General features: G+C 65.8%; 20 protein-coding genes. 12 read left to right on the top strand and 8 right to left on the bottom strand.

Going from position 1 to position 24,158, the window contains the following annotated elements; genetic code table 11:
• Positions 1 to 8 precede the first annotated feature (8 nt).
• The 3 genes from cydB to QCE63_RS24650 all read right to left on the bottom strand — a co-directional run bounded on the left by cydB (position 9) and on the right by QCE63_RS24650 (position 3,291).
• On the bottom strand, positions 9 to 1,007 hold the full coding sequence (cydB, locus tag QCE63_RS24660; RefSeq protein ID WP_309836665.1) for a cytochrome d ubiquinol oxidase subunit II: 999 nt from the start codon (positions 1,005 to 1,007) through the stop codon (positions 9 to 11).
• 22 nt (positions 1,008 to 1,029) lie between these two features.
• Positions 1,030 to 2,436: a cytochrome ubiquinol oxidase subunit I gene (locus QCE63_RS24655; protein ID WP_309836663.1), complete on the bottom strand. Its 1,407-nt coding sequence runs from the start codon at positions 2,434 to 2,436 to the stop codon at positions 1,030 to 1,032.
• A gap of 510 nt (positions 2,437 to 2,946) precedes the next feature.
• A complete protein-coding gene (locus tag QCE63_RS24650) occupies positions 2,947 to 3,291 on the bottom strand; it encodes a response regulator (RefSeq protein ID WP_309837327.1) in 345 nt (114 codons plus the stop codon).
• A gap of 325 nt (positions 3,292 to 3,616) precedes the next feature.
• On the opposite strand from QCE63_RS24650, the gene QCE63_RS24645 reads away from it, so the two are divergent.
• From QCE63_RS24645 to QCE63_RS24635, 3 genes are all read left to right on the top strand, one after another.
• The gene (locus QCE63_RS24645; protein ID WP_309836662.1) at positions 3,617 to 4,294 is read left to right on the top strand and encodes a response regulator; all 678 of its coding nucleotides are present in this window, start codon (positions 3,617 to 3,619) and stop codon (positions 4,292 to 4,294) included.
• A gap of 186 nt (positions 4,295 to 4,480) precedes the next feature.
• Positions 4,481 to 5,017: a DUF3331 domain-containing protein gene (locus QCE63_RS24640; protein ID WP_309836661.1), complete on the top strand. Its 537-nt coding sequence runs from the start codon at positions 4,481 to 4,483 to the stop codon at positions 5,015 to 5,017.
• Between the two features lie 122 nt (positions 5,018 to 5,139).
• Positions 5,140 to 5,820, top strand: a complete 681-nt coding sequence (locus QCE63_RS24635) for a response regulator (RefSeq protein WP_309836659.1) — start codon at positions 5,140 to 5,142, stop codon at positions 5,818 to 5,820.
• A gap of 24 nt (positions 5,821 to 5,844) precedes the next feature.
• Here QCE63_RS24635 and QCE63_RS24630 read toward each other — a convergent pair whose 3' ends face one another.
• From QCE63_RS24630 to QCE63_RS24620, 3 genes are all read right to left on the bottom strand, one after another.
• Complete coding sequence (locus tag QCE63_RS24630) at positions 5,845 to 7,098, bottom strand: ATP-binding protein (RefSeq protein ID WP_309836657.1); 1,254 nt, start codon at positions 7,096 to 7,098, stop codon at positions 5,845 to 5,847.
• 197 nt (positions 7,099 to 7,295) lie between these two features.
• Positions 7,296 to 7,574: a hypothetical protein gene (locus QCE63_RS24625; RefSeq protein WP_309836656.1), complete on the bottom strand. Its 279-nt coding sequence runs from the start codon at positions 7,572 to 7,574 to the stop codon at positions 7,296 to 7,298.
• A 138-nt stretch (positions 7,575 to 7,712) separates the two neighbouring features.
• Positions 7,713 to 8,057, bottom strand: a complete 345-nt coding sequence (locus QCE63_RS24620; RefSeq protein WP_309836654.1) for a BON domain-containing protein — start codon at positions 8,055 to 8,057, stop codon at positions 7,713 to 7,715.
• Between the two features lie 327 nt (positions 8,058 to 8,384).
• Between QCE63_RS24620 and QCE63_RS24615 the strand changes: the two genes are divergently transcribed.
• The 7 genes from QCE63_RS24615 to QCE63_RS24585 all read left to right on the top strand — a co-directional run bounded on the left by QCE63_RS24615 (position 8,385) and on the right by QCE63_RS24585 (position 20,881).
• The gene (locus tag QCE63_RS24615; RefSeq protein WP_309836653.1) at positions 8,385 to 10,541 is read left to right on the top strand and encodes an FUSC family protein; all 2,157 of its coding nucleotides are present in this window, start codon (positions 8,385 to 8,387) and stop codon (positions 10,539 to 10,541) included.
• The gene (locus tag QCE63_RS24610) at positions 10,538 to 12,013 is read left to right on the top strand and encodes an efflux transporter outer membrane subunit (RefSeq protein ID WP_309836652.1); all 1,476 of its coding nucleotides are present in this window, start codon (positions 10,538 to 10,540) and stop codon (positions 12,011 to 12,013) included. The genes QCE63_RS24615 and QCE63_RS24610 overlap by 4 nt, the downstream gene beginning before the upstream one ends.
• Positions 12,000 to 12,206 carry a DUF1656 domain-containing protein gene (locus tag QCE63_RS24605; protein WP_309836650.1) on the top strand — a complete coding sequence of 69 codons (207 nt, stop codon included), beginning with the start codon at positions 12,000 to 12,002 and terminating at the stop codon, positions 12,204 to 12,206. Before QCE63_RS24610 ends, QCE63_RS24605 begins: the two co-directional genes overlap by 14 nt.
• A gap of 41 nt (positions 12,207 to 12,247) precedes the next feature.
• Entirely contained in the window at positions 12,248 to 13,234 is a 987-nt protein-coding gene (locus QCE63_RS24600) for an HlyD family secretion protein (RefSeq protein WP_309836649.1), read from the top strand.
• A 101-nt stretch (positions 13,235 to 13,335) separates the two neighbouring features.
• Positions 13,336 to 14,121 carry a type 1 glutamine amidotransferase domain-containing protein gene (locus QCE63_RS24595; protein ID WP_309836647.1) on the top strand — a complete coding sequence of 262 codons (786 nt, stop codon included), beginning with the start codon at positions 13,336 to 13,338 and terminating at the stop codon, positions 14,119 to 14,121.
• Between the two features lie 178 nt (positions 14,122 to 14,299).
• Entirely contained in the window at positions 14,300 to 15,112 is an 813-nt protein-coding gene (locus QCE63_RS24590; protein ID WP_309836646.1) for an enoyl-CoA hydratase/isomerase family protein, read from the top strand.
• Positions 15,113 to 15,337: 225 nt separating this feature from the next.
• A complete protein-coding gene (locus QCE63_RS24585; protein ID WP_309836645.1) occupies positions 15,338 to 20,881 on the top strand; it encodes an AAA family ATPase in 5,544 nt (1,847 codons plus the stop codon).
• A 16-nt stretch (positions 20,882 to 20,897) separates the two neighbouring features.
• On the opposite strand, the gene QCE63_RS24580 is transcribed toward QCE63_RS24585, so the two are convergent.
• Together QCE63_RS24580 and QCE63_RS24575 are read right to left on the bottom strand one after the other, a co-directional pair.
• Positions 20,898 to 22,004 carry an NADH:flavin oxidoreductase/NADH oxidase gene (locus QCE63_RS24580; RefSeq protein ID WP_309836644.1) on the bottom strand — a complete coding sequence of 369 codons (1,107 nt, stop codon included), beginning with the start codon at positions 22,002 to 22,004 and terminating at the stop codon, positions 20,898 to 20,900.
• Between the two features lie 54 nt (positions 22,005 to 22,058).
• Positions 22,059 to 22,499, bottom strand: coding sequence for a hypothetical protein (locus tag QCE63_RS24575; protein WP_309836643.1), 441 nt, complete (start codon positions 22,497 to 22,499; stop codon positions 22,059 to 22,061).
• Positions 22,500 to 22,658: 159 nt separating this feature from the next.
• Here QCE63_RS24575 and QCE63_RS24570 point away from each other — a divergent pair, with 159 nt between their 5' ends.
• Positions 22,659 to 22,787 (top strand): hypothetical protein, encoded by a 129-nt coding sequence (locus tag QCE63_RS24570; protein ID WP_309836641.1) that lies wholly within the window; start codon positions 22,659 to 22,661, stop codon positions 22,785 to 22,787.
• Positions 22,788 to 22,901: 114 nt separating this feature from the next.
• Entirely contained in the window at positions 22,902 to 24,134 is a 1,233-nt protein-coding gene (locus QCE63_RS24565) for an MFS transporter (RefSeq protein WP_309836639.1), read from the top strand.
• Positions 24,135 to 24,158 lie beyond the last annotated feature (24 nt).

The raw sequence follows: 24,158 nt of genomic DNA, 5'->3' as shown, positions 1-24,158 counted from the left end.
GTGCTCCTTCATTCGTAGCTGCTGCCCGGCAAGACCTTGCCGCGGAAGACCCAGTAGCCGGCCGTGGTGTAGGCCATGATGACCGGAATGATGATGACGGCGCCGACCAGCGCGAAAAGCTGGCTGGAGCGCGGCGCGGCGGCGTCCCACAGCGTGACGCTGGCGGGAATCGCATACGGCCAGATGCTGACGAGCAGGCCGATATAGCCGAGCAGGATCAGCACGAGACACACCATGAAGGGCAGGCCGTCGGAGCGGCGCTTGACCGCGTGGTACATGAGGAAGGCCGCGAGCGCGACCAGCACGGGAATCGGATAAAGCCGGTAGCGGAACGAGGAATCGAACCAGCGCAGCGCAACCTGCGCATTGGTCAACGGCGTCCAGATGCTGACGGCCACGATGAAGCCGAGCAAGGCGAGCGTCAATGGCCAGACAAGCGCATGCAGCCGTTCCTGCAACGCGCCGCCGGTACGCATGACCAGATAGGTGGCGCCCTGCAGGGTGTAGGTCACCATGAGACCCATGCCGGTGAAGAAGCTGAACGGCGTGACCCAGAAGAAGGGATCGCCGGAAAAAACGCCGTTCTTCACCGGAATGCCGTGCAGATAGGAGCCCAATATCACGCCCTGAAAAAACGCCGCCCCCGCCGAGCCGCAGATGAACGCGAGATTCCAGAGGTTCTTCGTGCGGCTGGCCTTGCCGCGCAGCTCGAATGAAACGCCGCGGAAGATCAGGCAGACCAGCATGAAGACGATCGGCAAATAGAGCCCCGACAGCGCGACGGCATAGACCATCGGGAAGGCCGCGAACAACGCGGCGCCGCCGAGCACGAGCCAGGTTTCGTTGCCGTCCCATACCGGCGCGATGCTGTGCATCATGATGTCGCGCTCGCCTTCGTCGGGGAAGAAGGGAAACATCATGCCGACACCGAGATCGAAGCCGTCGAGCGCGACATACATGAAAAGACCCAGGGCGATGATGGCGGCCCAAATCACAGTGACGTCCATGCGGATGCTCCGGTAGCGGTGATCAGTCGGTTGCCGCGGCGAGCGGCCGGCGGCCGCTGACCTCGACGGAGGCGGCAGGCACAGGGGCAGAAGCGGGCGGCGCGCTGCGGTCTGCCGCGCATCCCGGCCCGCTCCGGATCAGCTTGACGATGTAATACACGCCGGTGCCGAACACCAGCGCATACACGACGACGAAGATCAACAGCGAGACGCCGGCGCTCTGCGCCGTCAGCGGCGACACGGCGTCGCGCGTGCGCAGCACGCCGTACACGACCCAGGGCTGGCGTCCCGCTTCGGTGGTGACCCATCCCGCGATCAGCGACACCACGCCCGCCGGGCCCATCAGCACGGTCAGCCACTGGAACCAGCGGCTCTCGAAGAGCGCGCCGCGCCGTCGCAGCAGCAGGCCGGCGAACGCGGTGAGGATCATCAGCACGCCGAGACCAGCCATGATGCGGAAGGTCCAGAAGATCAGCGACGAATTTGGCCGGTCCTCTTTCGGGAATTCCTTGAGCCCGCGAATCTCGCCGTTCCAGCTATGCGTGAGGATCAGGCTGCCCAGATGCGGCACCTTGATCGCATAGCGGGTTTCTTCCTTGTCCATGTCGGGAAAGCCGATCAGGTTCAGCGACGTGCCGCCTTTCTCCGTCTCCCACAGGCCCTCTATGGCGGCGATCTTCGCCGGCTGATGCTTGCGCGTGTTCAGGCCGTGCTGGTCGCCGACGAACGCCTGGATCGGCGCGAGGAACAGCAGCAGGCCGAGCGCCATCGAGTACATGGTCTTGATTTCCGCGTCGCGCCGGCCGCGCAGCAGATGCCATCCGCCGGTCGCCGCGACCACCAGCGCCGCGACGATGAACGCGGCCATCGTCATGTGCGCGAGCCGGTACGGAAACGACGGGTTGAAGATGACGGCGAACCAGTCCACCGGCACCACGTGGCCGTGCTCGATCGTGAAGCCCTGCGGCGTCTGCATCCAGCTGTTCGACGAGAGAATCCAGAAGGTGGAGATGAGCGTGCCGATGGCGACCAGCACGGTGGCCGCAAAGTGCGCCTTCGGGCCGACCTTCTCCCAGCCGAACAGCATCACGCCGAGGAAGCCGGCTTCGAGGAAGAAGGCGGTCATCACTTCGTAGGTGAGAAGCGGTCCGGTGATGGGTCCGGCGAAGCTCGAAAAGCCCGACCAGTTGGTGCCGAACTGGTAGGCCATGACGACGCCCGACACGACGCCCATGCCGAAGCCGACGGCGAACACCTTCGACCAGTAGACGCACAGTTCCTTGAAGTGCGGCTTGCCGGTGATCAGATAGCGCGCTTCCAGCACCGCGATGAAGCTCGCGAGCCCGATGCTCAGCGCCGGAAAGATAATGTGCACGGACACCGTGAAGGCGAACTGGATTCGAGACAGATCGAGCGCGTTGGCATCCATCGTGGAGTCCCTGCTGTGAGGCGCGGTTCAGCGCGGGTTAGGGCCCGTTGGCAACAGCACAGTAGCGCGAACGCCGGCGCGGCGAAATCGTACGGCGGTATGTTCCGGCAACCGTGCGACGCAAAGCCCCTATACCGACGTAGGGGGAGGCGGCAATGCGCGCGCAGCGCGACGTGGCCTGTTGATTAATCCGTGCCGCCGCCCTGCGCAGCTTAATTTCAGATCGAATTACAAATGCCCGGTTGATTCAATAATTCGCGCAAAATGAATTGCGCGGACAAGTTGCATTACGCGGTCGCACGGTCTTCGTTTTCCTGATAAATGAAACTTCAACGCGACGGGATTTCAACCCGTGTCGCCCGAACCGGATTATCGCTTTTCGAACCGGACGCAAACGCACGATCCCGGCGGAGCGAATGTCGCATTAGCGGTTCAGGGAAAAACCTTCCCTGAAAGACGCGCTTTGAAGCACCCGGACGAATGGCGATTCGCCGAATGGAGAGCGGCGTTTCAGGGCGTGCCCAGCGCCTGCTGCACGTAGTGCAGGATCGTATTCGAATCGACCGGTTTTTCCAGATAGGCGAGCGCGCCGTTGGCCTGTGCCGTCGCGCTGTCCTGCGCGGTGGGATTGCCGGTGATGAAGACGGTGGGCGGCGCATGGCCCGTCGCGAGCAACTGCGCGTGCATCTCGATGCCGGACAGGCCGGGCATCGTGACGTCTGAAATCAGGCAGCGCGTTATCACGACGGCGCCCGAGTCGAGGAATGCCTCGGCCGAATCGAAAGTGAGCACATCCCATCCCATGGATCGAATGAGATTTTCCGTCGCCTTCCGAACCGATTCGTCGTCTTCCACTATGGACACGAGCGCGACAGAACTCACGGGATTCCTCGGCTGAACCCCCTCGGGTTAAATGTGCGACAGCCCTTGGGTTGTTTGATTTTGATTTACAGAATAAATCGTCGTCCGGGTCCGGATAACCATACCTAGGTATAAAAACGGGGTTGCCCGAAAAGCGCGTCCGGCATGCGCAATCAGACCTGAACCGGGTGGACGTTCCCCGCTACAATGGCGGCGAAGCGCGCGGCGGCAGCGCGCCCTGATACACGAACATACGCACGAACGCACGCCCGATTCCGCGCCGTTTCGCAGATGACCTCACCGCACGAGGGACAGTCGCATGACCACCACGATGACTTCGGCTTCGGGACAGGATGACGGCAGACTGCCGCCTTCGATCGTCTATATCATCGACGACGACGAGGACGTCCGGCAGTCGCTCGGCAGCCTGCTGCGTTCGGTCGGACATCACGTACAGGTGTTCGGCTCGCCGCTCGAATTCGTCGATTTCACGCGCGAGAACATTCCATGCTGCCTGATCCTGGACGTCAGGCTGCGCGGCGAAAGCGGCCTCGCGTTCCAGCAGGCCATCGCGAAGATCGCGCCGCACATTCCCATTCTGTTCATCACGGGTTATCCCGATGTCGAAATGTCGGTCAAGGCCATGAAGGCCGGCGCGCTCGACTTCTTCCCCAAGCCGTTCCGCGAGCAGGACATGCTCGATGCCGTCACCCAGGCGCTGCAGCGCGATGCGGCGCGGCTGTTGCTCGAATCGTCGACGGCCGCGCTGCGCGGGCGCTTCGAGTCGCTGACCCCGCGCGAGCGCGAAGTGCTGGAGTTCGTGCTCGGCGGCCTGCTCAACAAACAGATCGCCGACGAAATGCATGTCAGCGAGATCACCATCAAGCTGCATCGCGGGCAGGTGATGCGCAAAATGGCCGTGCGCTCCGTGGTGGACCTCGTGCGCCAGGCCGAAGTCCTCGGCGTGAAACCGCGCGCCCTGTCGCGCCGCCAGTAAGCTGGCCGCGCCGGCCTTGTCCGTCGCGCATTCCGGCGTTTCCCTAGACCAAGGTATAGGGTCGCCCATTGTTTCCCCTCCGGACGCAGCCCATCGTAGAGTTGGCTCGGCGGTGCGCGTCGCGCTACCTTGAAGTCACCGTGTTGCCGCTCCTCGCGGCCACCCCGTTCCTTCAAGGAGGCGCAGATGCTGTCAGATGCGAAGCTCGTCGATCCCTGGTCGCGCACGATCACGCTACTCTCCATGCCTGCGGACCCGGAGCCGCGTGTCGAAGCGGACTTCGACGCGCCGCGCCGCAAGACGCCCGCCGATGCCGACGCCCAGTGCAGCCTGAGCGTGAGCGTGGTGGACCGTCCGACCGCTTTCACGGTGACGCTCGACTGGCGCGACGCCACGCGCTGCTGCTATCGCGACCAGTTGTGGGTGGCGGCGCGGGCGCGGGTGTCGGGGCGCTGCGCGATGAGCGGCGCGGCCATTGCGCCCGGCGATGAAATCTTCCGTCCGCGGCCTGCGCGTCCGGTGCCGCGCAACGTCGCCGCGATGGTCCTGGCTTCGGCCGTCGAGGCATGTGTGCAGTACGGATCGTCGCTGAGCGAGGCATGGGGGAAGCTCGCCATCGAGCGCAATGCGTCGATGCACCGCAACGCGGCGATGCCGAAGGCCATCGAGCCAGTGGACGCGTACCGGATCGGCGCGCTCGTCTCGCATGGATCGCCGGCCTGAACACACCGCGATGACGCTGCGATTCCTCGTCAGGAAAGATGCGGCGCCTGACGAAGGGCGTCGCATGGCGGGTCGTTTTTTGCAAGGCTATAGTAGAGACGTTGCATGAACAGGACGAAACGGTGGACGACAACCTGCCTGGACTACGCAAGACTGTTGCGCCAACAGTCCTCGTGGTCGATGACGACGAACACGTGCGCGAGTCGCTACGGCAACTGCTGAGTTCCGCGGGACTCAACGCGAGCGTGTTCTCGCGCGGCGAGGCGCTGATCGAGGCCTTGCAGGAAGGGCTGATCGGCGAGGGGCCGGCGTGCATCGTGCTCGATGTGCGCCTGCGCGGGCTGAGCGGCCTCATGGTGCAGCAGGAGTTGTCGCGCCGCGGCATCGCGCATCCGGTGATCTTCATCAGCGGCTATGGCGACATTGTCATGACGGTCAAGGCCATGAAAGCCGGCGCGGTGGATTTCCTCACCAAGCCGCTGCGCGATCAGGATCTGCTCGATGCCGTGGCCGAAGCCGTGAACAAGGATCGCGTGCGGCTGGCCGACGCCACCGCGCTGCAGGACCTTCAGGAACGCTGGCTCGAACTCACGCCGCGCCAGCGGCAGGTCATGAACCGGTGTGCTTCGGGCGTGCCCGCGCGGCAGATTGCCGACGAACTCGGCGTGAGCGAAATCACGGTGCGGGTGTATCGCGGCGAAGGCATGAAGCGGCTCGGCGTGGGCACCCTGGCCGAGTTCCGCAGCAAGGCGCGGCTGCTGGGGATTCCGGTGGGAGAAGCGGCGCGGCCTGCGCAGGAGTAAGCCGTCCGCTGCGGTGATGCGCAGTCAGCCCGCATCGCGTGACAGTCCGAGTTCGAACGAAAAGCGCGCGCCCCACGGACTGATGTTCTCGGTCCAGATGGTGCCGCCGTGCGCTTCGACGATCCGCTTGCAGATGCACAGCCCCATGCCCATGCCCTGGGGTTTGGTCGTGACGAACGGGCGGAACATCGTCTCTTTCAGGTCGAGCGCCACGCCGGGGCCGGAGTCCGCGATCGAGATGACCGGCGCGTCGTCGCGGGGCAGGGACGAGATTCTGATGATGCGCGCGCGGTCCGTGACGCCGTCCATGGCGTCGAGTGCGTTGGCGATCAGGATCTCGATCACCTGCTGGATCTGCGCGCGGTTGCCCATGACGCTGCGGACATCGTGCATGCCGGCGAACCGGACGTTGGCGCCTGCGCTATCAATACGCGGCCGCGCCGTGTGCACGGCTTTGCGCACGGCATCGTGGATATCGAACGCCTGGAACGGGATCCTGGCCTGCCGGTTCAGCGTGCGCAGACGTTCGATGATCGCCTTCGCGCGCACGGCGCAGCTCTGCACGCTTTCGAGACTGACGATGGCTTCGCGGAGGTTCGGCTCGTCGCGCCTGAGCCAGCGCATGGCCGCGCCCGATGAGGCATCGATCGCGCTCAGCGGCTGGCTCATCTCATGGATGATCGACGCGACCAGTTCGCCAATTGCCGTGATCCTGCTGGCCTCGCCCGGGTTTCGGCACGGCGCGGTATCCGCTGGCGCGCGCGCCGGGCTCGCGTTCGCCAGCGCGGCTGCCATCTGCGGGGCGAGTTGTTCGAGCAGCGCGCGCCTGCTTGAGGGAAATGCCTTGTCGAGCCGATCGTGTTCCAGCACCAGCACGGCGAGCAGACGCGCATCGCGTAGCAGCGGGATGCCGAAAGCGGACCACGGACGGCGGACGCGGCATCCGGTAGCGCTGCACAGCCGCTCGATGGCGCGCTCCGTATGCAGCGAGACGGGCCGGCCCGCTTCCGCGACCGTGCGGGCCACGGCCATGACCGGCGAATCCGGGTCGATTGCCGTTTGGTATTCGACGATCACGTCGTGTTCAAGATGAGCCTTCGCGCAGGGCGCGAGCGAGCCGTGCCGCACGAGCAGAATGTGAGCGCCGGTGGCGCCCGCACTGGTCAGCGCGACGCGCAAGAGCGTTTCGATCACGCAGTCGAGCGCGTCGCGCCAGGAGGGCGGCGCGATGGTCGCAGTTGTTGCGGTGGTCATGCGCTCGTCATGATCGCCCGGCATGTCGCCCTGTCCTCGGTAACGGAACGAACCAAGCGCGTTGACGAACGGGTGCGGGGTCGTCGGTGCGCGGCTGACAGCATCAATCGCTTCCTGGCCGGCGCTACCGGCATTCGACGCACAAGCAGGAAGCACGACAGGCAGAGTCTACGCGCATCGCCGCGAAAAGCGCGCGACGGGCCGGTGTCATGCAGCGCGCGTCAGTGATGCCTGAAGAGCGAGCGGTCGAACGGCGAAGGCAAGCGATAGCCGGCTTGCGACTGATCGTCCCTCGACCCGCCGACGTCCTCCGCGCCCCACGCACGGTGCTGCGCCTGTTCGGCGGCGAGCGTCTGCGTGCTGATGCCGCGTTCCGAGGCCGGCGCGCCAGTCTCAGGCCGGTAGAACGGCGCCGGCCCGTATCCGCCCGCATGTGCGGTAGAAAGCGTGCAGGCGCTGGCGGCGGCGAGAAAGCATGAAACCAGATCGACTCTTTTCACAATGGCACTCCGGACAGCGCATACAAGACTCCGCTTCGGGCCGAAGAACGGCGGCGCCCGAAGCGGAGCGGGAGCTACAGGACCGAAGTCCGTGCGTCTTCAATGACCTGCTTCAGTGACCCGCTTCAGTGACCTGCTTCAGTGACCTGCTTCACGCACGCGCAGGTTGTTGGTCACGCGCGTGACGCCAGGCACCTTGGCCGTGGTCGTGACGGCCAGTTGAATCTGTGCGTCATCCGTCGCGGTGCCGTCGAGCGTGACGCTGCCGCTCCGGGCCACGATCATGATTCCGGATGTGTCGATCTCCTTGCTCGACCCCAGCGTATGACGGACCTTCGTTTCGAGTTGCTGATTCTGCTTTCTTGCGGCCTCCTTGCTGGTCGGGGCGGGGGCCGTGGCGTCGGTTTGCGCGTGGGCCGTGCCGATGCCCACCGCGGCGGCAACGATGATGGCGGCGATCAGGCGGCTCCTGGATAAAGACATTGCGACTCTCCTTGTCAACGTGATCCTCGATGACGCATCGAGGTTTGCACGCAGTGTAGAAAGCCAACGTGAACACGTCTTTTCGGAATGAACGGCTTTTTTGGCCGATCACCGATTGTTCATACTCCGCCAAGACTCGACGGCATTACTTTGCGACGCCGAGCGGATCGCGCAATGCATCGTGCGTTGTGAAAAGAGCGGCACGGGTGAACGGCCTTACCATGAGGCCGACCGTGTACCCGACCGGCTGTGCGGCGGATGACCGGATCGCGGCACGGTTCCGCGCATACCCACAAGTCAAGCTCACCGGGTCGGGGTTGAACTGGCATGTCTACTCTTCTGCAGGACTTCCGCAACGAGCTGCTCGTCTATCGCGCCGACGAAGCCCCGCGCGTCATCTATGCCTCGAAGTCCGCGCTGGCCGTGATCGTCAGCATGCTCGTCTGCATGCTGCTCGAACTGCGTTCACCCGGCACGTCGATGGTCTCGGCCGTCATCGTGATGATCAACCAGCAAAGCGGGATGACCATTGCGCGGGCGTTCTATCGCACCATCGGCATCTGCTGCGGAAGCATTGCCGGCTTCCTGCTCATCAGTCACTTCGCGCAGGCGCCGCTGCTGTTTCTCGCGGGCCTTGCCATCTGGGTGGGCTTCTCGGTGGCGGGCTCGTCGTACTACAAGAACTACCAGTCCTACGGCTTCGTGCTGTCGGGCTATGCGGCCTGCATCACGACGGTGCCCGAGTGGGCCAATCCCTACGACGTCACCACCAACATCATCTACACCGTGAGCGAAGTCGTGATCGGCGTGGCGACGGGCAGCCTGATCAGCGCGCTCGTCCTGCCGCAGAAGGTCGTGCCCGCGCTGGTCAAGTGGCGCGCGTCGGCGGTCATCGCGCTGTTGGGCGCGTATCGTTCGGCGGCGCTCGGCCACGCCGCCGACGACACCGTCGACGCCTATATCAAGCTCGTGCGGGAAAGCGCATCGATGGAAGACCTGCGCACGGCCGCCGTGTTCGAAGACCCGGAGATGCGCCTGCGCAACGACGCGCTGATCGAGGTGGAGCGCACCTTCCTCGATGCGATCACGCGGGTTCATGCGATTCATCGCGCGCGCCAGGCGGCGTTGGCCGAGGACACGGACGAGCAGGCGCGCACCTGCATCGACGGGCTGTTCAGCGCGCTGGCCCAGGCCGCCGAACCGGTCGACGAAGCCCGCCTGCATACGAAGGCCGGACTGGATGACTTGCATGCGCGTCTGCGCGTGCTCGATGAAGCGCTGCCCGTGCAGGTGGAGCAGGGCATCGCGAACGAGACGGCGAGCGCGGCGGGCCGCACGGCGATCGAAATGGCCGGCGCGGAGGTGTACTCGGCGGCGTCGTCGCTGCTCGAATTCTGCGGCGCGTGCCGCGTGTTGCTGGACCCGCCGAAGATCCGCTTCTCGCTGCCCGTGGTGCAGGCCATTGCCTTCATGCGCCGCGTGCCGATCCGTTCCAGCCCGGTCACGGCGCTGGTGTCGGGACTGCGCGCCGCGACGGCCATGGCGGTCGTGGGCGCCGCGTGGATTGCGTCGGGGTGGACCAACGGCGCGATCGCGGTGGTGGCGGCGGGCATCACGAGCGGGTTCTATTCGCTCAGCCCCACGCCGGTCAAGGGCAGCTGGCAGGCGTTCGTCGGCTGCTTCTTCGCGGCCGTCATCGGCTTCTTCGTCAACTTCGTCGTGATGCCCGTCGCGGCCGATGTCGCGTGGTTCGCGCTGTGCCTCGCCGTCGTGATCTTCACCGGCAGCTATGTGAACTCGTTTCCGCAGTACGCCGGTCTGGGCGCGATTTTCAACGTGTACTTCTGCTATGTGCTGACGCCCGCGAACGTCGCCGTCTACGATCCGCCCTATCTGCTCGACCGCAGCTTCGGCCTGCTGTTCGGCATCGCGGTGGCGGCGAGCGCCTTCTCGCTGGTGCTGCCGCGCGAAGGCGAATGGCTCGTCAGGAAGTACAGCGCGCGGATTCGCGGCTTGCTCGTCGATGCCGCGCGCGGCGATGTCGATGCGGATATCTCGGTGGAAACCGGCCGTGCGATCCGCGATCTGATCGTGCGCATCATGACGGTGCCGGACGTCTCCGCCGAGGAACATGAGCGCACGGCGAAATGGGCGTTCGGCCAGTTCTGGATGGCCAGTGCGCTGCTCGATGTGCGCAAGCTCGGCGACGCAGGCGGCCGCGCGTTGCCGCAGGCCTGGAGCGATGCGCAACGCGACTGGCTGAACGCGATGGCGGCGGTGACGGCATCGAACGATGAACCCACCACGGCAGAGGCTATCGCCGCGACCGAGCGGGCCTTGCAGGTATTGCGAACGCCTGCCGCGCATGACACGCCAGGCGCGTGGCGCGTGCTGTTCCCGTTGCGTGCGCAGCTCTATTCCACCCGTGCGGCGCTGACCGGTCAGTCCGCCTTGCCGCCCGTCGCCCGGCCGGTGAAGTCATGAGCCCGCGCTTCGTCATGGGTGTCGCGCTGGCGGCCGTGGTGTCGCTGGCGGGCTGCATCAGCGCGGACGGGATCAAGCCGGAGGCGTCCTTCATCGAACCGGCGCAGATCGACTCCGGTGACGCGTTGCGGCAGACCGCCGGCGACGCGAACTGGCCGGCCGGCACCTGGTGGCAGAGCTGGCACGACCCGCAGCTCGATGCCTTGATGACGCGCGCCGTCGCGGGCAGCCCGACGCTTGCGATCGTGCGCTCGCGCGTCACGGCGGCGATCTGGCAGGCGCGCGCGCTGCACGCCGACGAGCTGCCGAACCTCGACGGCACGGCCGCTTTCGCGCGCAGCCGCTTTCCGCGCTACGCGACGCCGTCGCCGCCGGGCGGCATGACGGTCTGGAACAATTCGGCGGCCGTCGCGCTGTCCTTCGACCTCGATCTGTGGGGCAAGAACCGCTCGCTGACCGAGCGCGCGCTCGATACCGTGCAGGCCACCGCCGCCGACGCGCAGTTCGCGCGGGTGGAGCTGGAAACGGCGGTGGCGAGAACTTATACCGAGATGGCGCTGCAATACTGGCTGCTGGACATCTACGAGTCGATCAACGCGGAAGAGCGCCGCAACCTGGACATCACCACCGCGCGCCGGCAGGCGGGCATCAGCGGCGAGATCGACGCAAGCCAGGCGATGACGCAGTATCAGGCCGGCATCACGGATATCCAGGCCACGCGCTATGCCATCGCGGTTGCGCGCTTGCAGATCGCGTTGCTGGCGGGCGAAGGTCCGGGATTCGGCGACAGCCTCACGCGCCCCTCGCTGCCGATGGATATCGTCATCGGGCTGCCGGGTTCGCTGCCGGCGGAACTGGTCGGTCATCGCGCCGATGTCGTGGCGCAGCGCTGGCGCGCCGCCGCCGCCGCGAAGAAAGTGGGCGCCGCGCATGCCGATTTCTATCCGAACATCAACCTCGTGGCGAGCGCGTCGCTGGCGTCGCTCGCGCCCTTCGGCGGCTTCTTCAACTTCCTCAATAGCGATGCGGCCGGACACAGCGTGGGCCTGGCGGGTTCGTTGCCGATCTTCGACGCAGGCCGCCGGCGCGGCAACTATGGTGTCGCCGTGGCCGAATACGACGATGCCGTGCTCGGCTACAACCAGACCGTGCTGTCCGCGATGCAGGCGGTCGCGCAGACGGTGACCCTGCTGCAATCGCTGCAGACGCGCCAGCAATCGACGCAGGCGGCGCTCCAGTCGGCGAGGCGCGCGTATGACCTCGCCAATCGCGGCTACAAGGGCGGCATTACCGAGTATCTCGATGTGCTGGTCGCGCAGAAGGTCATGTTGCAACAGGAACGGGAGCTGGCGTTGCTGCACGGCCAGCGCGCCGATGCATGGGTGCTGCTGATGAAGGATCTGGGCGGCGGCGCGGACGTGGAGCCGATCCCTGCCCGCATGAGCGAGGGAGACCGCGATGTTTCCCGTTGACGTCGACCTGTTCGGCTTCTTCGCGCCGGTGCTGCTGCTGGTGCTGGTGGCATGCGCCGTGTGCTACATCGTCCTCGACCTCGTGCTCGCGCAACTCGGCGTGTATCGCTTCGCGTGGCATCCGGGGCTGTTCAGGGTGGCGTTGTTCATCGCGCTGTTCTGCGGCACGTCATTGATCTTCTACCGGTATTGAACCCAGGCCGTTGCCGCCTTCATCGAAACCACGGGACCAGGATGAACAAGCAGGTTGTGATCCGGATCGTCGTCACGCTCGTCACGCTGCTGGTCGCGTTCGTGCTGTTGCATCTGATCTGGCAGCGTTACATGTACTCGCCCTGGACGCGCGATGGCCGCGTGCGCGCCAACGTCATCAATCTCGCCACCGATGTCTCCGGTCTCGTCAAGGAAGTCCGGGTGAAGGACAACCAGTTCGTGCGCAAGGGCGAGGTGCTCTACGTGCTCGATCCGGACCGCTTCCGCTATGCCGTGGATCAAGCCAATGCCGACGTGGCGCGCGCCCGGGCGCAGATGAGCCAGGCCGAGTCGCTGGTGAACGCGAGCCGCTTCGAGGCGAGGATGCGCCGCGATCAGGCGTCGCGCCGTGCGCGGCTCTCGGGCGATGTGGTGTCCGAGGAACTGCGTTCGGATGCGTCGTTGCAGGCGCAGCAATCACAGTCCGCGACGGACGCCGCGCGCGCCGCCTGGACCGCCGCCGAAGCGGCGCTCAAGGCGGCGCTGGTCCGGCAGGAGACGGCGCGTCTGGACGCCGTGCGCAGCGAAGTGCGCGCTCCGACGGACGGCTATATCACGAACCTCAACCTTTGGCCGGGCGATTATGCGAGCGCGGGTGTCGCGCGCATGGCGATGATCGATTCGAATTCCTTCTGGGTGTACGGCTATTTCGAGGAAACCAAGATCCAGCGCGTGCATGTCGGCGACCAGGCCAACGTCCGGCTGCTGGGCGGCGATGTGATTCTCGACGGGCATGTTGACAGCATCGCGAGCGGCATCGTCGATCGTGACAATCCCACCGGCTCGGGCGAACTGCTTGCGAATGTCGATCCCATCTTCACCTGGGTGCGGCTGGCCCAGCGCGTGCCGGTGCGCATTCATCTGGACCGCGTGCCGCGCGGCGTGCATATCGCGATGGGCATGACCTGCACGATCACGCTGCGCGCGCAGACCACGTCGCAAGTGGCGGCGCAAACCGCAACGCACTGAAGCCCGCCCGACGCGTGCCCGGTCGATAAACCCGGTGCTTTCGACAAGACGCCTGCGGGACTTGCAGCCATCATGCCGGTTCACACCACACCGGAGGCGCTATGAGCAAGGAAACAGTACTGGTGGTTTCGTCGTCGGCGGACACGCTGGAATTGCAGGGCGGCAAGCGCGCGGAAATCGGCGTGTACCTGAACGAGCTGGTCGTGCCCGCAATGGCGCTGGTGGCGGGCGGCTACGAGATCGTGCTCGCGACGCCGACGGGCAAGAAACCCATCATCGACGCCGTGTCGCGCGATGCGTCGCACTTCAACAACGACGCAGCCGCCTTCCAGAAGGCGCTGGACTTCTTCGACAGTTATCCCGCGATGGTCAATCCCGTGACGCTCCGCACGACGGTCGAGCAGGGCCTGGACGGCTACGCGGCGGTCTTCGTGCCGGGCGGGCATGCACCCATCGTCGATCTGGCTCAGGACGAGGACATGGGCACGGTGCTGCGGCATTTTCATGACACGGGCAAGCCTACGGCGCTGCTGTGCCATGGTCCCATTGCACTGATCGCCGCGGTGCCGCAGATGAAGGCGTTCCGCGCGGCGCTCGACCGTGACGATCTGGCCGGAGCGAAGGCGGTGGGCGGCGGCTGGCCTTACGCGGGCTACCAGATGACGATCTTTTCGAACGACGAGGACAAGGTCGCCGAAGAACAGCTGTTGCACGGCAGGATGAAGTTCTATGTCGGCGATGCGTTGCAGGCGGCCGGCGGCATCGTCACGAGTAACACCAAGGTGTTCGATCCCCACCTCACCGAAGACCGGGAACTCATCACCGGACAGAACCCGCGCTCGGATCATCTGGTGGCGAATGCGCTGCTTGCCGCGCTGGAACGCTGAGCCTCTGCCGGGCTATCGTCCTATGGTCGGACGATAGCCAGCCGATCTTTACCACGCTTAACCTTGGTTAATCCGAACGTCGCTGAACCGCGCTCATAATTCAAGCATGGCATGGACCAGAATGCCGGCGATTGCGCAGTGTTGCGCAATCCAAACCTGCACGCAGAGGAACATGATCATGGCGACGCTTGCGGACCACGGGGCGTGTCCGGACCGATTCGACAATCTCGAAGGCTTCCGCGTCGGGACGAGCCAGGGCGGCAGCCGCGCGGACATCGTGCTCGACCGGCCGCCGCTGAATCTGATCTCGCTGCGTCAGGGCGAACATCTCAGCGCGGTATTCAGCGCACTGGACACCGACCCTGCGGTGCGCGTGATCGTCGTGCGCGCCGAGGGCGAGCATTTCAGCAGCGGCGGCGACGTCGACGGCATCGTCGATGCAACGCCGGCGCAGCGCGCACAACTTGCATGGCACATGGACGCGCCGTCGCGGTGCAGCAAGCTGGTGATCGCCGCGAACCGGGGCTATTGCTTCGGCACCGCCTTCGAATTGTCGCTGGCCTGCGACTTCCGCATCGCCACCGAGACCACGCTGTATGCGCTGCCCGCGCGCAAGCTGGGCGCGTCGGGTGGCGCCGGGGCGGCGGCTCGGCTGTTGAAGACGGTGGGTATCGGCAGGACCAAGGACATCGTCATGCGCGCACGCTACATTCGCGGCGCACAGGCGTACGAATGGGGCGTGGCGACCGAGTTCGTCGTCGATACCGAACTCGAACGGGCCACCGATGCCCTCGTGCACGAACTGCTTGGCTTCTCGCCGCTGGAACAGCGCATCGCGAAGAAGTTGCTGAACGATATCGAAGGCTCGCCGTCGCCCGTCAGCGGGTCCGAAGCGCACGATTCGAGGTCCGCGTCCTGCGCGAAGAAAGCGCCGGCGAGCGCAAACGTGCCGATCTGGCGGCGGCTGTCGTCCGCCGGCAAGACCTCATGAGCACGGCGCCTTGAATCGTTCCGCAACTCAGGCCGCGATGACGGTGCTCGCGGCGGGCCCGGTTGCGGATTGGCCGCCGTCAAGGTACCTTCGACGTCACGCCGCGCTGCGGCGCTTCCACCAGCCGCCAGCGATCTGTCTGCCAAGGCTCCCACTTCATGACTGTGCCGCTCGAGCATTGCCATGCTCCAGCGCGAAAGCCCTTGCCGCCCCGGAAGCCTGTCCATGACCTCGATCACGTCGATACACGAGTCGGTGGCTGTCGAACCTCTCCAGGCCGCCTGGGAGGACGGGGCGTACAGGGTCTACCGGGGCAGGCGCCGCCTCGATGACGCGAGTTCCGAACCGGTGCTGCTGATGACGCCGGTACAGGACCATCCGCGCGCGGAAGTGATCGACCGGCTCGCGCATGAATATGCGCTCGCGCCGAAGCTCGCCAGCGGGTCCACGCTGCGTCCGCTGGCGTTGCTGCGCGAGCAGGGCCGCATGCTGCTGGTGTTCGAGCACTGCGACGGCGAGCCGCTCACCAGGCTGTCCGCGCCGCTCGACGCCGCCGCGTCCCTGCGTCTGGCCGTGAGCATTGCCTCCGCGCTCGGCAAGGTGCATGCGCAAGGCCTCGTGCATCGCGACATCAATTCCACGCACATTCTGGTGGACCGCTCGAACGGGGCGGTCTGCATTACGGGCTTCGGCATTGCGTCGTCGCTGCGGCAGGAGATGCAGTCGCCGGAAGCGCCCGAGTTCATCGCCGGGACGCCGGCCTACATGGCGCCCGAGCAGACCGGCCGCATGAACCGCTCGGTCGATTCACGCAGCGACCTGTATTCGCTGGGCGTCGTGTTCTATCGCCTGCTGACGGGCCGCCTGCCCTTCGACGCCACCGATCCGATGGCGCTTATGCATTGCCATATCGCGACCCAGGCGGCGCCGCCCGCGGACGTGCTGGGCACGGTGCCGCCCGCCATCTCGGCGATCGTGATGAAACTGCTGGCCAAGACCGCCGAGGAACGCTATCAGACGGCCGGCGGCGTGGCGCACGACCTGCGCCAGTGTCTGGCGCGCTGGGACGCGCACGGGCGTATTGCAGGCTTTGCGCTGGGTCAGGTCGATCTGCCCGACAAGCTGCTCGTGCCCGAGAAGCTGTATGGCCGCAAGACCGAACGCGACACGCTGCTCGATGCATTCGATCGCGTCGTCAAGCGCGGCCGCGCCGAGTTGCTGCTGGTGTCGGGTTATGCGGGCATCGGCAAGTCGGCGGTCGTGAACGAACTGCACAAGGCGCTGCTGCCGCGCAGCGGGCTGTTCCTGGCCGGGAAGTTCGACCAGATCAACCGGGGCATTCCGTACGCCACGCTGGCGAAGGCGTTCCAGTCGGGCGTGCGGCTGCTGCTGAGCAAGAGCGAGAGCGAACTCGACGCGTGGCGCACCGCGCTGCGCGACGCACTCGGCGCGAACGGCCTGTTGATGACCGATCTCGTGCCCGACCTGGCGAAGGTCATCGGCGAACAGCCGCCTGTGGCCGTGCTGTCCGCCCAGGACGCGCAGCGCCGCTTCCATATGGTGTTCCGCCGCTTCATCGCGGTTTTCGCGCGCGCCGATCACCCGCTTGCGCTGTTCGTCGACGATCTCCAATGGCTCGACATGGCGACGCTGGATTTTCTCGAAGACCTGCTGATGCAGAACGAGTCGGGGCATCTGCTGGTGGTGGGCGCGTATCGCGACAATGAGGTCGGCCCGGATCATCCGCTGATGCGCAAGCTGGCGAATCTGCGCGCGGCGGGCGTCGCGGTGCAGGAGATCGCGCTGCGGCCGCTCGCCGGCGAGCATCTCGAACAATTCGTCACCGACGCGCTGCATTGCCCGACCACCAAGGCCGTGCCGCTGGCGCGCATGCTGCATCAGAAGACGGGCGGCAATCCGTTCTTCGTCCATCAGTTCCTGACTTCGCTGGGCGAAGAGGGGCTGGTCGCGTTCGATCACATCAGCGGCCAGTGGACCTGGGACCTCGACCGCATCAACGCGAAAGGGTACACGGAGAACGTGGTCGACCTGATGGTCGCGAAGCTGGCGCGCCTGCCGCCCGGCTGTCAGGCCGTGCTCCGGCAGTTTGCGTGCGTCGGCAATGCGGCGCGGCTTGCGCAGCTGGAGATCATCTGCGAGATGCCGGGCCCGAACGTGCGCGAGGCGCTGGCCGCCGCCGTGCAGGCCGGGCTCGTGCTGCGCACCGGCACGGCCTACCGTTTCCTGCACGACCGCGTGCAGGAAGCCGCCTACGCGCTGATTACGGCACGCGAGCGCGCCGCCACCCATCTGCGCATCGCGCGCCTGCTGGTGACGCACACGCCGCCGGGGCAGCAGGAAGAGCTGGTCTTCGAGATCGTCGGCCAGTTCAACCGCGCGGCCTCGTCGATCGTGGATGACGACGAGCGCGAACAGGTCGCCGCGCTCAACCTGCTCGCCGGCCGGCGCGCGAAGGCGTCGGCTGCCTACGCTTCGGCGCTGGCGTATCTCGCCGCAGGCAGCGACCTGCTGACGGACGAGGACTGGGACCGACGCTACGAGCTGAGCTTCTCGATCGAATTTCTGCGCGCCGAATGCGAGTTGCTCTGCACCCGCATGTCGCAAGCCGAGGCGCGGCTCGCCGCACTGGAACGCCGCGCGCGGACCAACCATCACGTCGCGCAGGTGACGCGCCTGCGCATCACGCTCTGCACGACGCAGGACCTGAGCGAACGCAGCGTGGCCATCTGTCTCGACTATCTGCGCCGCAACGGCACGGACTGGTCGGCGCATCCGTCGCGCGAGGCGGTCCACGAGGAATATGCGCGCATCGGCGCGCTGCTGGGCGAGCGTGCCATCGAGGATCTCATCCAGCTGCCACTGCTCGACAACCCCGACGTGCAGGACACGCTCGACGTGCTGAGCGAGATCGTGACGCCGGCCTTCTTCACGGATTCGAACCTTTGTGCGCTCGTGCTGTGCCGGATGGTGCGGCTGAGCCTGGAACACGGCAACGCGGATGCGTCCTGCTATGCCTATGTCTGGCTCGCGGCCTACATGGGACCGTTCTTCGACCAGTACGACGCGGGCTATCGCTTCGGCTGTCTTGGTCATGAACTCGTCGAACAGCGCGGCCTCACGCGCTACCGCGCACGCACCTCGACTTCGTTCGGCAACATCGTCGTGCCGTGGGCGCGGCACGTGCGCGAAGGACGCAAGCCCATCCAGCGCGCCTTCAAGATGGCGAGCGAAACCGGCGACCTGACCTACACGCTCTATTCCTGCTGCGATCTGATCCAGAACCACGTGTCGGTCGGGGATCCGCTGGATGACGTGAAGACCGAGATCGACGTGGCGCTGACCATCTCGGAGCGGGTGCGCTTCGGTCTGGTGAGCGACATGCTCGTCACGTATCGCGGCCTGGTCCGCTCGCTGTGCGGGCTCACGGAACGCTTCGGCAGCTTCGACGACGACGACTTCAACGAAGCCGCCTTCGAAGCGCACTTCTCGGAATCACCGACACTGGCCTTGCCGGCGTTCGATTACTGGGTGCGCAAGCTGCAGGCGCGCTACTTCGCCGATGAATTCGCGGACGCGCTGGAGGCGAAGCAGCACGCCGCGCAGTTGCTGTGGGTCGGCACGTCGCAGTTCGAGACCGCCGAGTTTCACTTCTACGGCGCGCTGAGTCACGCGGCCTGCTGGGACGCCGCCACGCCCGAGGAACGGCGCGTTCATGCCGAAGCCATCGCCGCGCATCGCAGCCAGCTGGAAGTCTGGGCACGGCACTGTCCCGAGAACTTCGAGAACCGCGCGTTGCTCGTGAGCGCGGAATGGTCGCGGCTGCATGGCGACGTGATGGCGGCTCAACGGCTTTATGATCTTGCGATCCGCTCGGCGCGGGCGAACGGCTTTGTACACAACGAAGCCGTCGCGTGCCAGGCGGCGGCGCGCTTCCATGCGGCGCAGGAGCTGACGGACATCGCGCAGATGTACCAGCGCAACGCGCGCGACGCATTCATGCGCTGGGGCGCGAAAGCCAAGGTCAGGCAGATCGACGCCGCCTTGCCGCGTTTTGCGCACGGCTATCAGGAGAGCGCCGGTGCGCAGGCCATCGAGGCGCCGGTCGAGCATCTCGATCTCGTGACCGTGATCCGTCTGTCGCAGACCATTTCGAGCGAGATCGTGCTGGACAACCTGATCCACACGGTCATGCGCACGGCCATTTCACATGCGGGCGCGGAGCGTGGCCTGCTGATCGCGAGCGACGAGCACGGCTTGCGCATCGAGGCGGAAGCCCGCACGGTGGACGGCATCATCAGCGTCAATCCGGACAGTGCGCCGTTGAACTCGGGCCGCGTGCCGATCTCGGTCGTCCAGTTCGCCTTCCGGATGCGCGAGAACGTTATCGTCGACGATGCCACGCGGCAGCACGACTTCTCCGCCGATCCCTATTTCCGCGACCATCACGCGCGCTCCGTGGCCTGCATGCCGCTGGTGCACCGGGGCAAGCCCATCGCGCTGTTGTATCTGGAAAACAACCTGGTCTCGCATGTCTTCAACGCGAGCCGCGTCGCCGTGCTGAAACTGCTCGCGTCGCAGGCCGCGACCTCGCTCGAGATCTCGCACCTGTACCGCGACCTCGCCGAACGCGAGGCCAGGATCCGGCGGCTGGTGGATGCGAATATCGTCGGCGTGTTCATCTGGGACCTGCGCGGTCCCATCTACGAAGCCAACGACGCCTTCCTGCGCATCATCGATTACACGCGCGAGGATCTGGCAGCGGGCCGCGTCAACTGCCTGGAGATCACGCCGGACGAATGGCACGAACAGGACCTGCGGAGCATCGCCGAGTTGCGGCGGACCGGCGCGTTGCAGCCCGTGGAGAAGGAATACATCCGCTCGGACGGCAGCCGCGTGCCGGTGCTGCTCGGGGCCGCGATGTTCGGCAATGCAACCGAGCAACTGGTTGCGTTCGTCGTCGACCTGACCGAACGCAAGCGCGCCGAGGCCACCGCGCGCGACAGCGAGCGGCGCTTTCACGAGATCGAGCGCGAACTGGCGCACGCGAACCGCATTGCGACGCTCGGGCAGCTGACCGCGTCGATCAGTCATGAAATCCGTCAGCCGGTGGCCTCGGCCGTGTTCAACGCCCAGGCCGCGATTCACTGGCTCGAGGCACGGCCGCCGAACCTCGACGAAGTGCATGCGGCGCTGACGCGCGTCGTCAACAACGGCACGCGCGCCAGCGACGTGATCCGCCGCATCCGCGAACTCGTCAAGAAGGCGCCGGTGCGCCACGAACATCTCGCGATCAACGATGCCGTACACGAGGTCGTCGCGCTCGTGCGCGGCGAGGCGGCGAAGCAGCATGTGCGGGTCGAGACGGAACTGGAGCGGGGTTTGCCGCCGGTCGAAGGAGACCGCGTGCAATTGCAGCAGATCATCATGAACCTGATGATGAACGCGGTCGAAGCGATGGTGGAAACGTCCGACACGACGCGCGACCTGCGCATCGTGTCGCGCCTGGACGAGGCCGGTGGCGACGTGATCATCGCCGTGAGCGATACCGGGCGCGGGATCGACGAGGCCAATGTCGAGCAGCTCTTCGAACCGTTCTACACGACGAAAGCGACCGGCATGGGCATGGGCCTGTCGATCTGCCGTTCGATCGTCGATGCCCATGGCGGCACCTTGCGCGTGCTGCCGAACGAGCCGCAGGGCGCGGTGTTCGAGCTGCGCCTGGCGGCGGCGAGAAAGCCCGGCGCGTGACGCACCGGGCTTGGCTTTATTCGCTCTCGAACAGATCCTTGAAGCGGCGCGGCTGCGAGCGCAGATAAGGACTGGGCGCGCGCACCCGGGCGCCGAGTTCGGCGGCCGCATGCCATGGCCAGCGCGGGTCATAGAGAATGGTGCGTGCGAGCGCGATCATGTCGGCATCGCCGGTCCCGACAATGGCTTCCGCCTGCTCATAGCCCGTGATGAGGCCCACGGCGATCACCGGAATCTCCACCGCGTGCTTCACCGCGCGCGCGAGCGGCACCTGGTAGTTCGGTCCGACGGGAATCTGTTGCGCCGGATGCAGGCCGCCGCTGGTGACATGGATCGCGTCGCAGCCATGCTTCTGCATCACGCGCGCGAATTCGACTGTCTCCTCGATGCTCCAGCCGCCGTCCACCCAATCCGTGGCCGAGATGCGCACGGTGATCGGCTTGTGCGGCGGAAACGCCTCGCGCACCGCCTGGAACACGTCGAGCGGGAAGCGCATGCGGTTCTCGAGCGAGCCGCCGTATTCGTCCTCACGCCGGTTGGACAGCGGCGAGATGAACTGATGCAGCAGATAACCGTGTCCCACGTGCAGCTGGATCACGTCGATGCCGACATCGTGCGCGCGCCGCGCCGCGCTGACGAAAGCGTTGCGGATACGGTTGAGTCCCGCGCGGTCGAGCGCATGCGGCAACACCTGACCATCCGCGAACGCCACGGCGGAAGGCGCTTCCGTCTGCCAGCCGTGCTCCGTGCCCGGCGCGAACTGCTGACTGGGCTTCCACGGCACTTCGGTCGAAGCCTTGCGCCCCGCATGGCTCAACTGGATGGCGATCGGCATATCCGACACATGGCGCACCGCGTCCAGCGTGCGGCGCATGGCGGCTTGCGTCGCGTCGTCGTACAGGCCAACGTCGCCGTAAGTGATCCGGCCTTCGGGCACCACCGCTGTCGCCTCGATGGTCAGCAGCGCCGCCCCCGAGAGCGCCAGATGCCCGAGATGAATGAGATGCCAGTCGTTCATGCAGCCGTCGACGGCGGAGTACTGGCACATCGGCGCGATGATGATCCGGTTCTTGAGTTCGAGCTTGCCTACGTGGATTGGCGTGAAAAGAGCGGGTTTAGCCAAGAGCGTCTCCTTGCCGGATGAAGTCGGGTGCGGGTGAACGAAGCGCGCTCGGAATCAGCTGCCGAAGTAGGGCACGCAGTAGCCCGAGGGTCCCACACATTCTTCGGGCGCGCTGTTCCAGCGGCGTTCGCCGAAGGGATGATGCTTGTGCATCGGAGCGGCGTCCGTGGAGGCGGGCGCGGGGGTCTGGGCGAGCGCGGCTGTCGAGGCCAGCGAACAGGCGAGCAGCACGAAAGTTAAAGGTTTCAACGCTTTCATTTCAACCTCCGACGAGTTCAGCAAGAGAAAGAGTGCGCGCCCGGGGCCGGCAAAAAAGAAGCCCGCTCGTGAGCGGGCGCGAAGGACAGAAGCGGTTCTGTCCGAGGAGACACGGCACGCATTTGCGTGAAGCGATATTGCCCCTGCACCGCATGCGCTGCTTTCCTGTATGCCGGTTTTTTTCCGGTTCGCCTCGAGTCGTTCGGCAAGGGTCTGAGAAATCGAGAGTCCGTTCATTGTCTTTCGTTGCGCCTTCATACCAACGTATAGCGCCGCTGTCCGGCGGCAGTGCGCATGTATGCCACGGTACGATTGTGACGCGTCCTTCGCGAACCTAAGCTTCCCTGTATGGCGAGACGCTCGCCGTCGTGTCATCCGTGCAAGGAGTGTGTCGCCATGGTCCCCGCGCTACAGAACTGGATCTTCATCGGAAGCAACGCCTATATCGAATACACCTTCGTCGCGTGGCTGGGCAGAAGTGTTTACCGGCGCACCGTGGATTACCGCTCCATCTGCCTGCAATGAGCTTATGCATCGCGCATTTGCGGGATCGCGCGCTTTGCCGCTTCGCATCGTCCGGTGCACGGGGCGTCCGCGATGTCTATCGTCGAGGGACATACACTCGACCGGAACGCGCTCATGCACGAGAAAGCCTTCGAGGCGCAGTGCCATGCTGTGCCGGTGCATTGCACCAACGAGGCCGAAGCGCACCGGCGCGGCCTCACGCTGTTCGCGCTGGCGCTCGGCAGCTTTTGCATCGGCACCTCCGAGTTCGCGAGCATGGGCATCATCCAGTTGTTCGCGGCGAGTCTCGACCTCAGTCTCGCGCAGGCCACCAACGCCATCACGGCCTATGCGTTCGGCGTCGTCATCGGCGCGCCGGTCGTCACGCTGATGGCGAGCCGGCTCAACCGGCGCACGCTGCTGTTGCTGTTGATCGGCTTGTTCATCGTCGGCAATCTGCTCTCGGCGGCGGCCATGAATCTCGGCATGTTCGCGGCGGCGCGCTTCATCAGCGGACTGCCGCAAGGCGCCTATTTCGGCGCGGGCGCCGTGGTGGCCTCCTATGTCGTCGGCGAGGGACAGTCGGGCAAGGCCTTCGCGATCGTCATGGCGGGGCTGACGGTAGCGACCATCGTCGGGTCGCCGCTTGCGACTTTCCTGGGCCAGCATCTCGGCTGGCGGCAGACCTATGTGGTGGTAGCGGGAATCGCCGTGCTCGCACTGCTGGCTTCGTGGGCGTGGCTGCCGCGCAACCGGGCGCTCGACGGCGGCCCGCTCGGCCAGGAACTCGGCGCGCTGCGCAAGCCGCGCGTCTGGGCCGTGATGATCGTGGCCGCGCTCGGCGTGTCGAGCATCTTCGCGGTGTACACCTTCATCGGGCCGCTGGTGACGGACGTCGCCTCGCTGGACCGCTCGCGCATTCCGCTGGCGCTCGCGCTGTTCGGCGTCGGCATGACGATCGGCAATCTGGCGGGCGGGCGTCTTTCGGATGCGTATCCCGCAGCGGGACTGATCGTGGGATTCGGGTCCGCGCTGGTGGTCCTCGCGCTGCTCGCGAGCTTTGGATCCCGCGAATGGGTGTTGATGCCGGCGCTGTTCGGCGTCGGCCTGACGATGATGATCGCGATACCGACCATCCAGGTCCGTCTCACGTTGTTCGCCCCCGAAGCGCCGACGCTGATGGGCGCGATGAACCTCGCCTCGCTCAATGTCGCCAATGCGCTGGGTGCGGCGGCGGGCGGCGCGGCCATCGGCGCGGGCTGGGGCTTGCTGTCGCCGGCGTGGGCGGGCTTCGCGCTCACCGCCGCCGGATTGATCGTGTTCCTCGGCACGCTGTCGCACGTGCGCCAGACCGTCGCGGTGTCGTGAGATGCACGTCATGCCGATGGTCAC

Source organism: Caballeronia sp. LZ065 (assembly GCF_031450975.1).
In the GTDB taxonomy this organism is placed as follows: Bacteria; Pseudomonadota; Gammaproteobacteria; order Burkholderiales; family Burkholderiaceae; genus Caballeronia.
This window is presented reverse-complemented; position numbering and strand designations above follow the sequence as displayed.

Coding starts and splice junctions, on each gene's coding strand:
- QCE63_RS24590 (WP_309836646.1), top strand. CDS start 14,300: ATGGCGACGCTTGCGGACCACGGGGCGTGTCCGGACCGATTCGACAAT.
- QCE63_RS24615 (WP_309836653.1), top strand. CDS start 8,385: ATGTCTACTCTTCTGCAGGACTTCCGCAACGAGCTGCTCGTCTATCGC.
- QCE63_RS24565 (WP_309836639.1), top strand. CDS start 22,902: ATGCACGAGAAAGCCTTCGAGGCGCAGTGCCATGCTGTGCCGGTGCAT.
- QCE63_RS24605 (WP_309836650.1), top strand. CDS start 12,000: ATGTTTCCCGTTGACGTCGACCTGTTCGGCTTCTTCGCGCCGGTGCTG.
- QCE63_RS24585 (WP_309836645.1), top strand. CDS start 15,338: ATGACCTCGATCACGTCGATACACGAGTCGGTGGCTGTCGAACCTCTC.
- QCE63_RS24600 (WP_309836649.1), top strand. CDS start 12,248: ATGAACAAGCAGGTTGTGATCCGGATCGTCGTCACGCTCGTCACGCTG.
- QCE63_RS24655 (WP_309836663.1), bottom strand. CDS start 2,436: ATGGATGCCAACGCGCTCGATCTGTCTCGAATCCAGTTCGCCTTCACG.
- QCE63_RS24640 (WP_309836661.1), top strand. CDS start 4,481: ATGCTGTCAGATGCGAAGCTCGTCGATCCCTGGTCGCGCACGATCACG.
- QCE63_RS24645 (WP_309836662.1), top strand. CDS start 3,617: ATGACCACCACGATGACTTCGGCTTCGGGACAGGATGACGGCAGACTG.
- QCE63_RS24630 (WP_309836657.1), bottom strand. CDS start 7,098: ATGCCGGGCGATCATGACGAGCGCATGACCACCGCAACAACTGCGACC.
- cydB (WP_309836665.1), bottom strand. CDS start 1,007: ATGGACGTCACTGTGATTTGGGCCGCCATCATCGCCCTGGGTCTTTTC.
- QCE63_RS24610 (WP_309836652.1), top strand. CDS start 10,538: ATGAGCCCGCGCTTCGTCATGGGTGTCGCGCTGGCGGCCGTGGTGTCG.
- QCE63_RS24620 (WP_309836654.1), bottom strand. CDS start 8,057: ATGTCTTTATCCAGGAGCCGCCTGATCGCCGCCATCATCGTTGCCGCC.
- QCE63_RS24595 (WP_309836647.1), top strand. CDS start 13,336: ATGAGCAAGGAAACAGTACTGGTGGTTTCGTCGTCGGCGGACACGCTG.
- QCE63_RS24570 (WP_309836641.1), top strand. CDS start 22,659: ATGGTCCCCGCGCTACAGAACTGGATCTTCATCGGAAGCAACGCCTAT.
- QCE63_RS24575 (WP_309836643.1), bottom strand. CDS start 22,499: ATGAACGGACTCTCGATTTCTCAGACCCTTGCCGAACGACTCGAGGCG.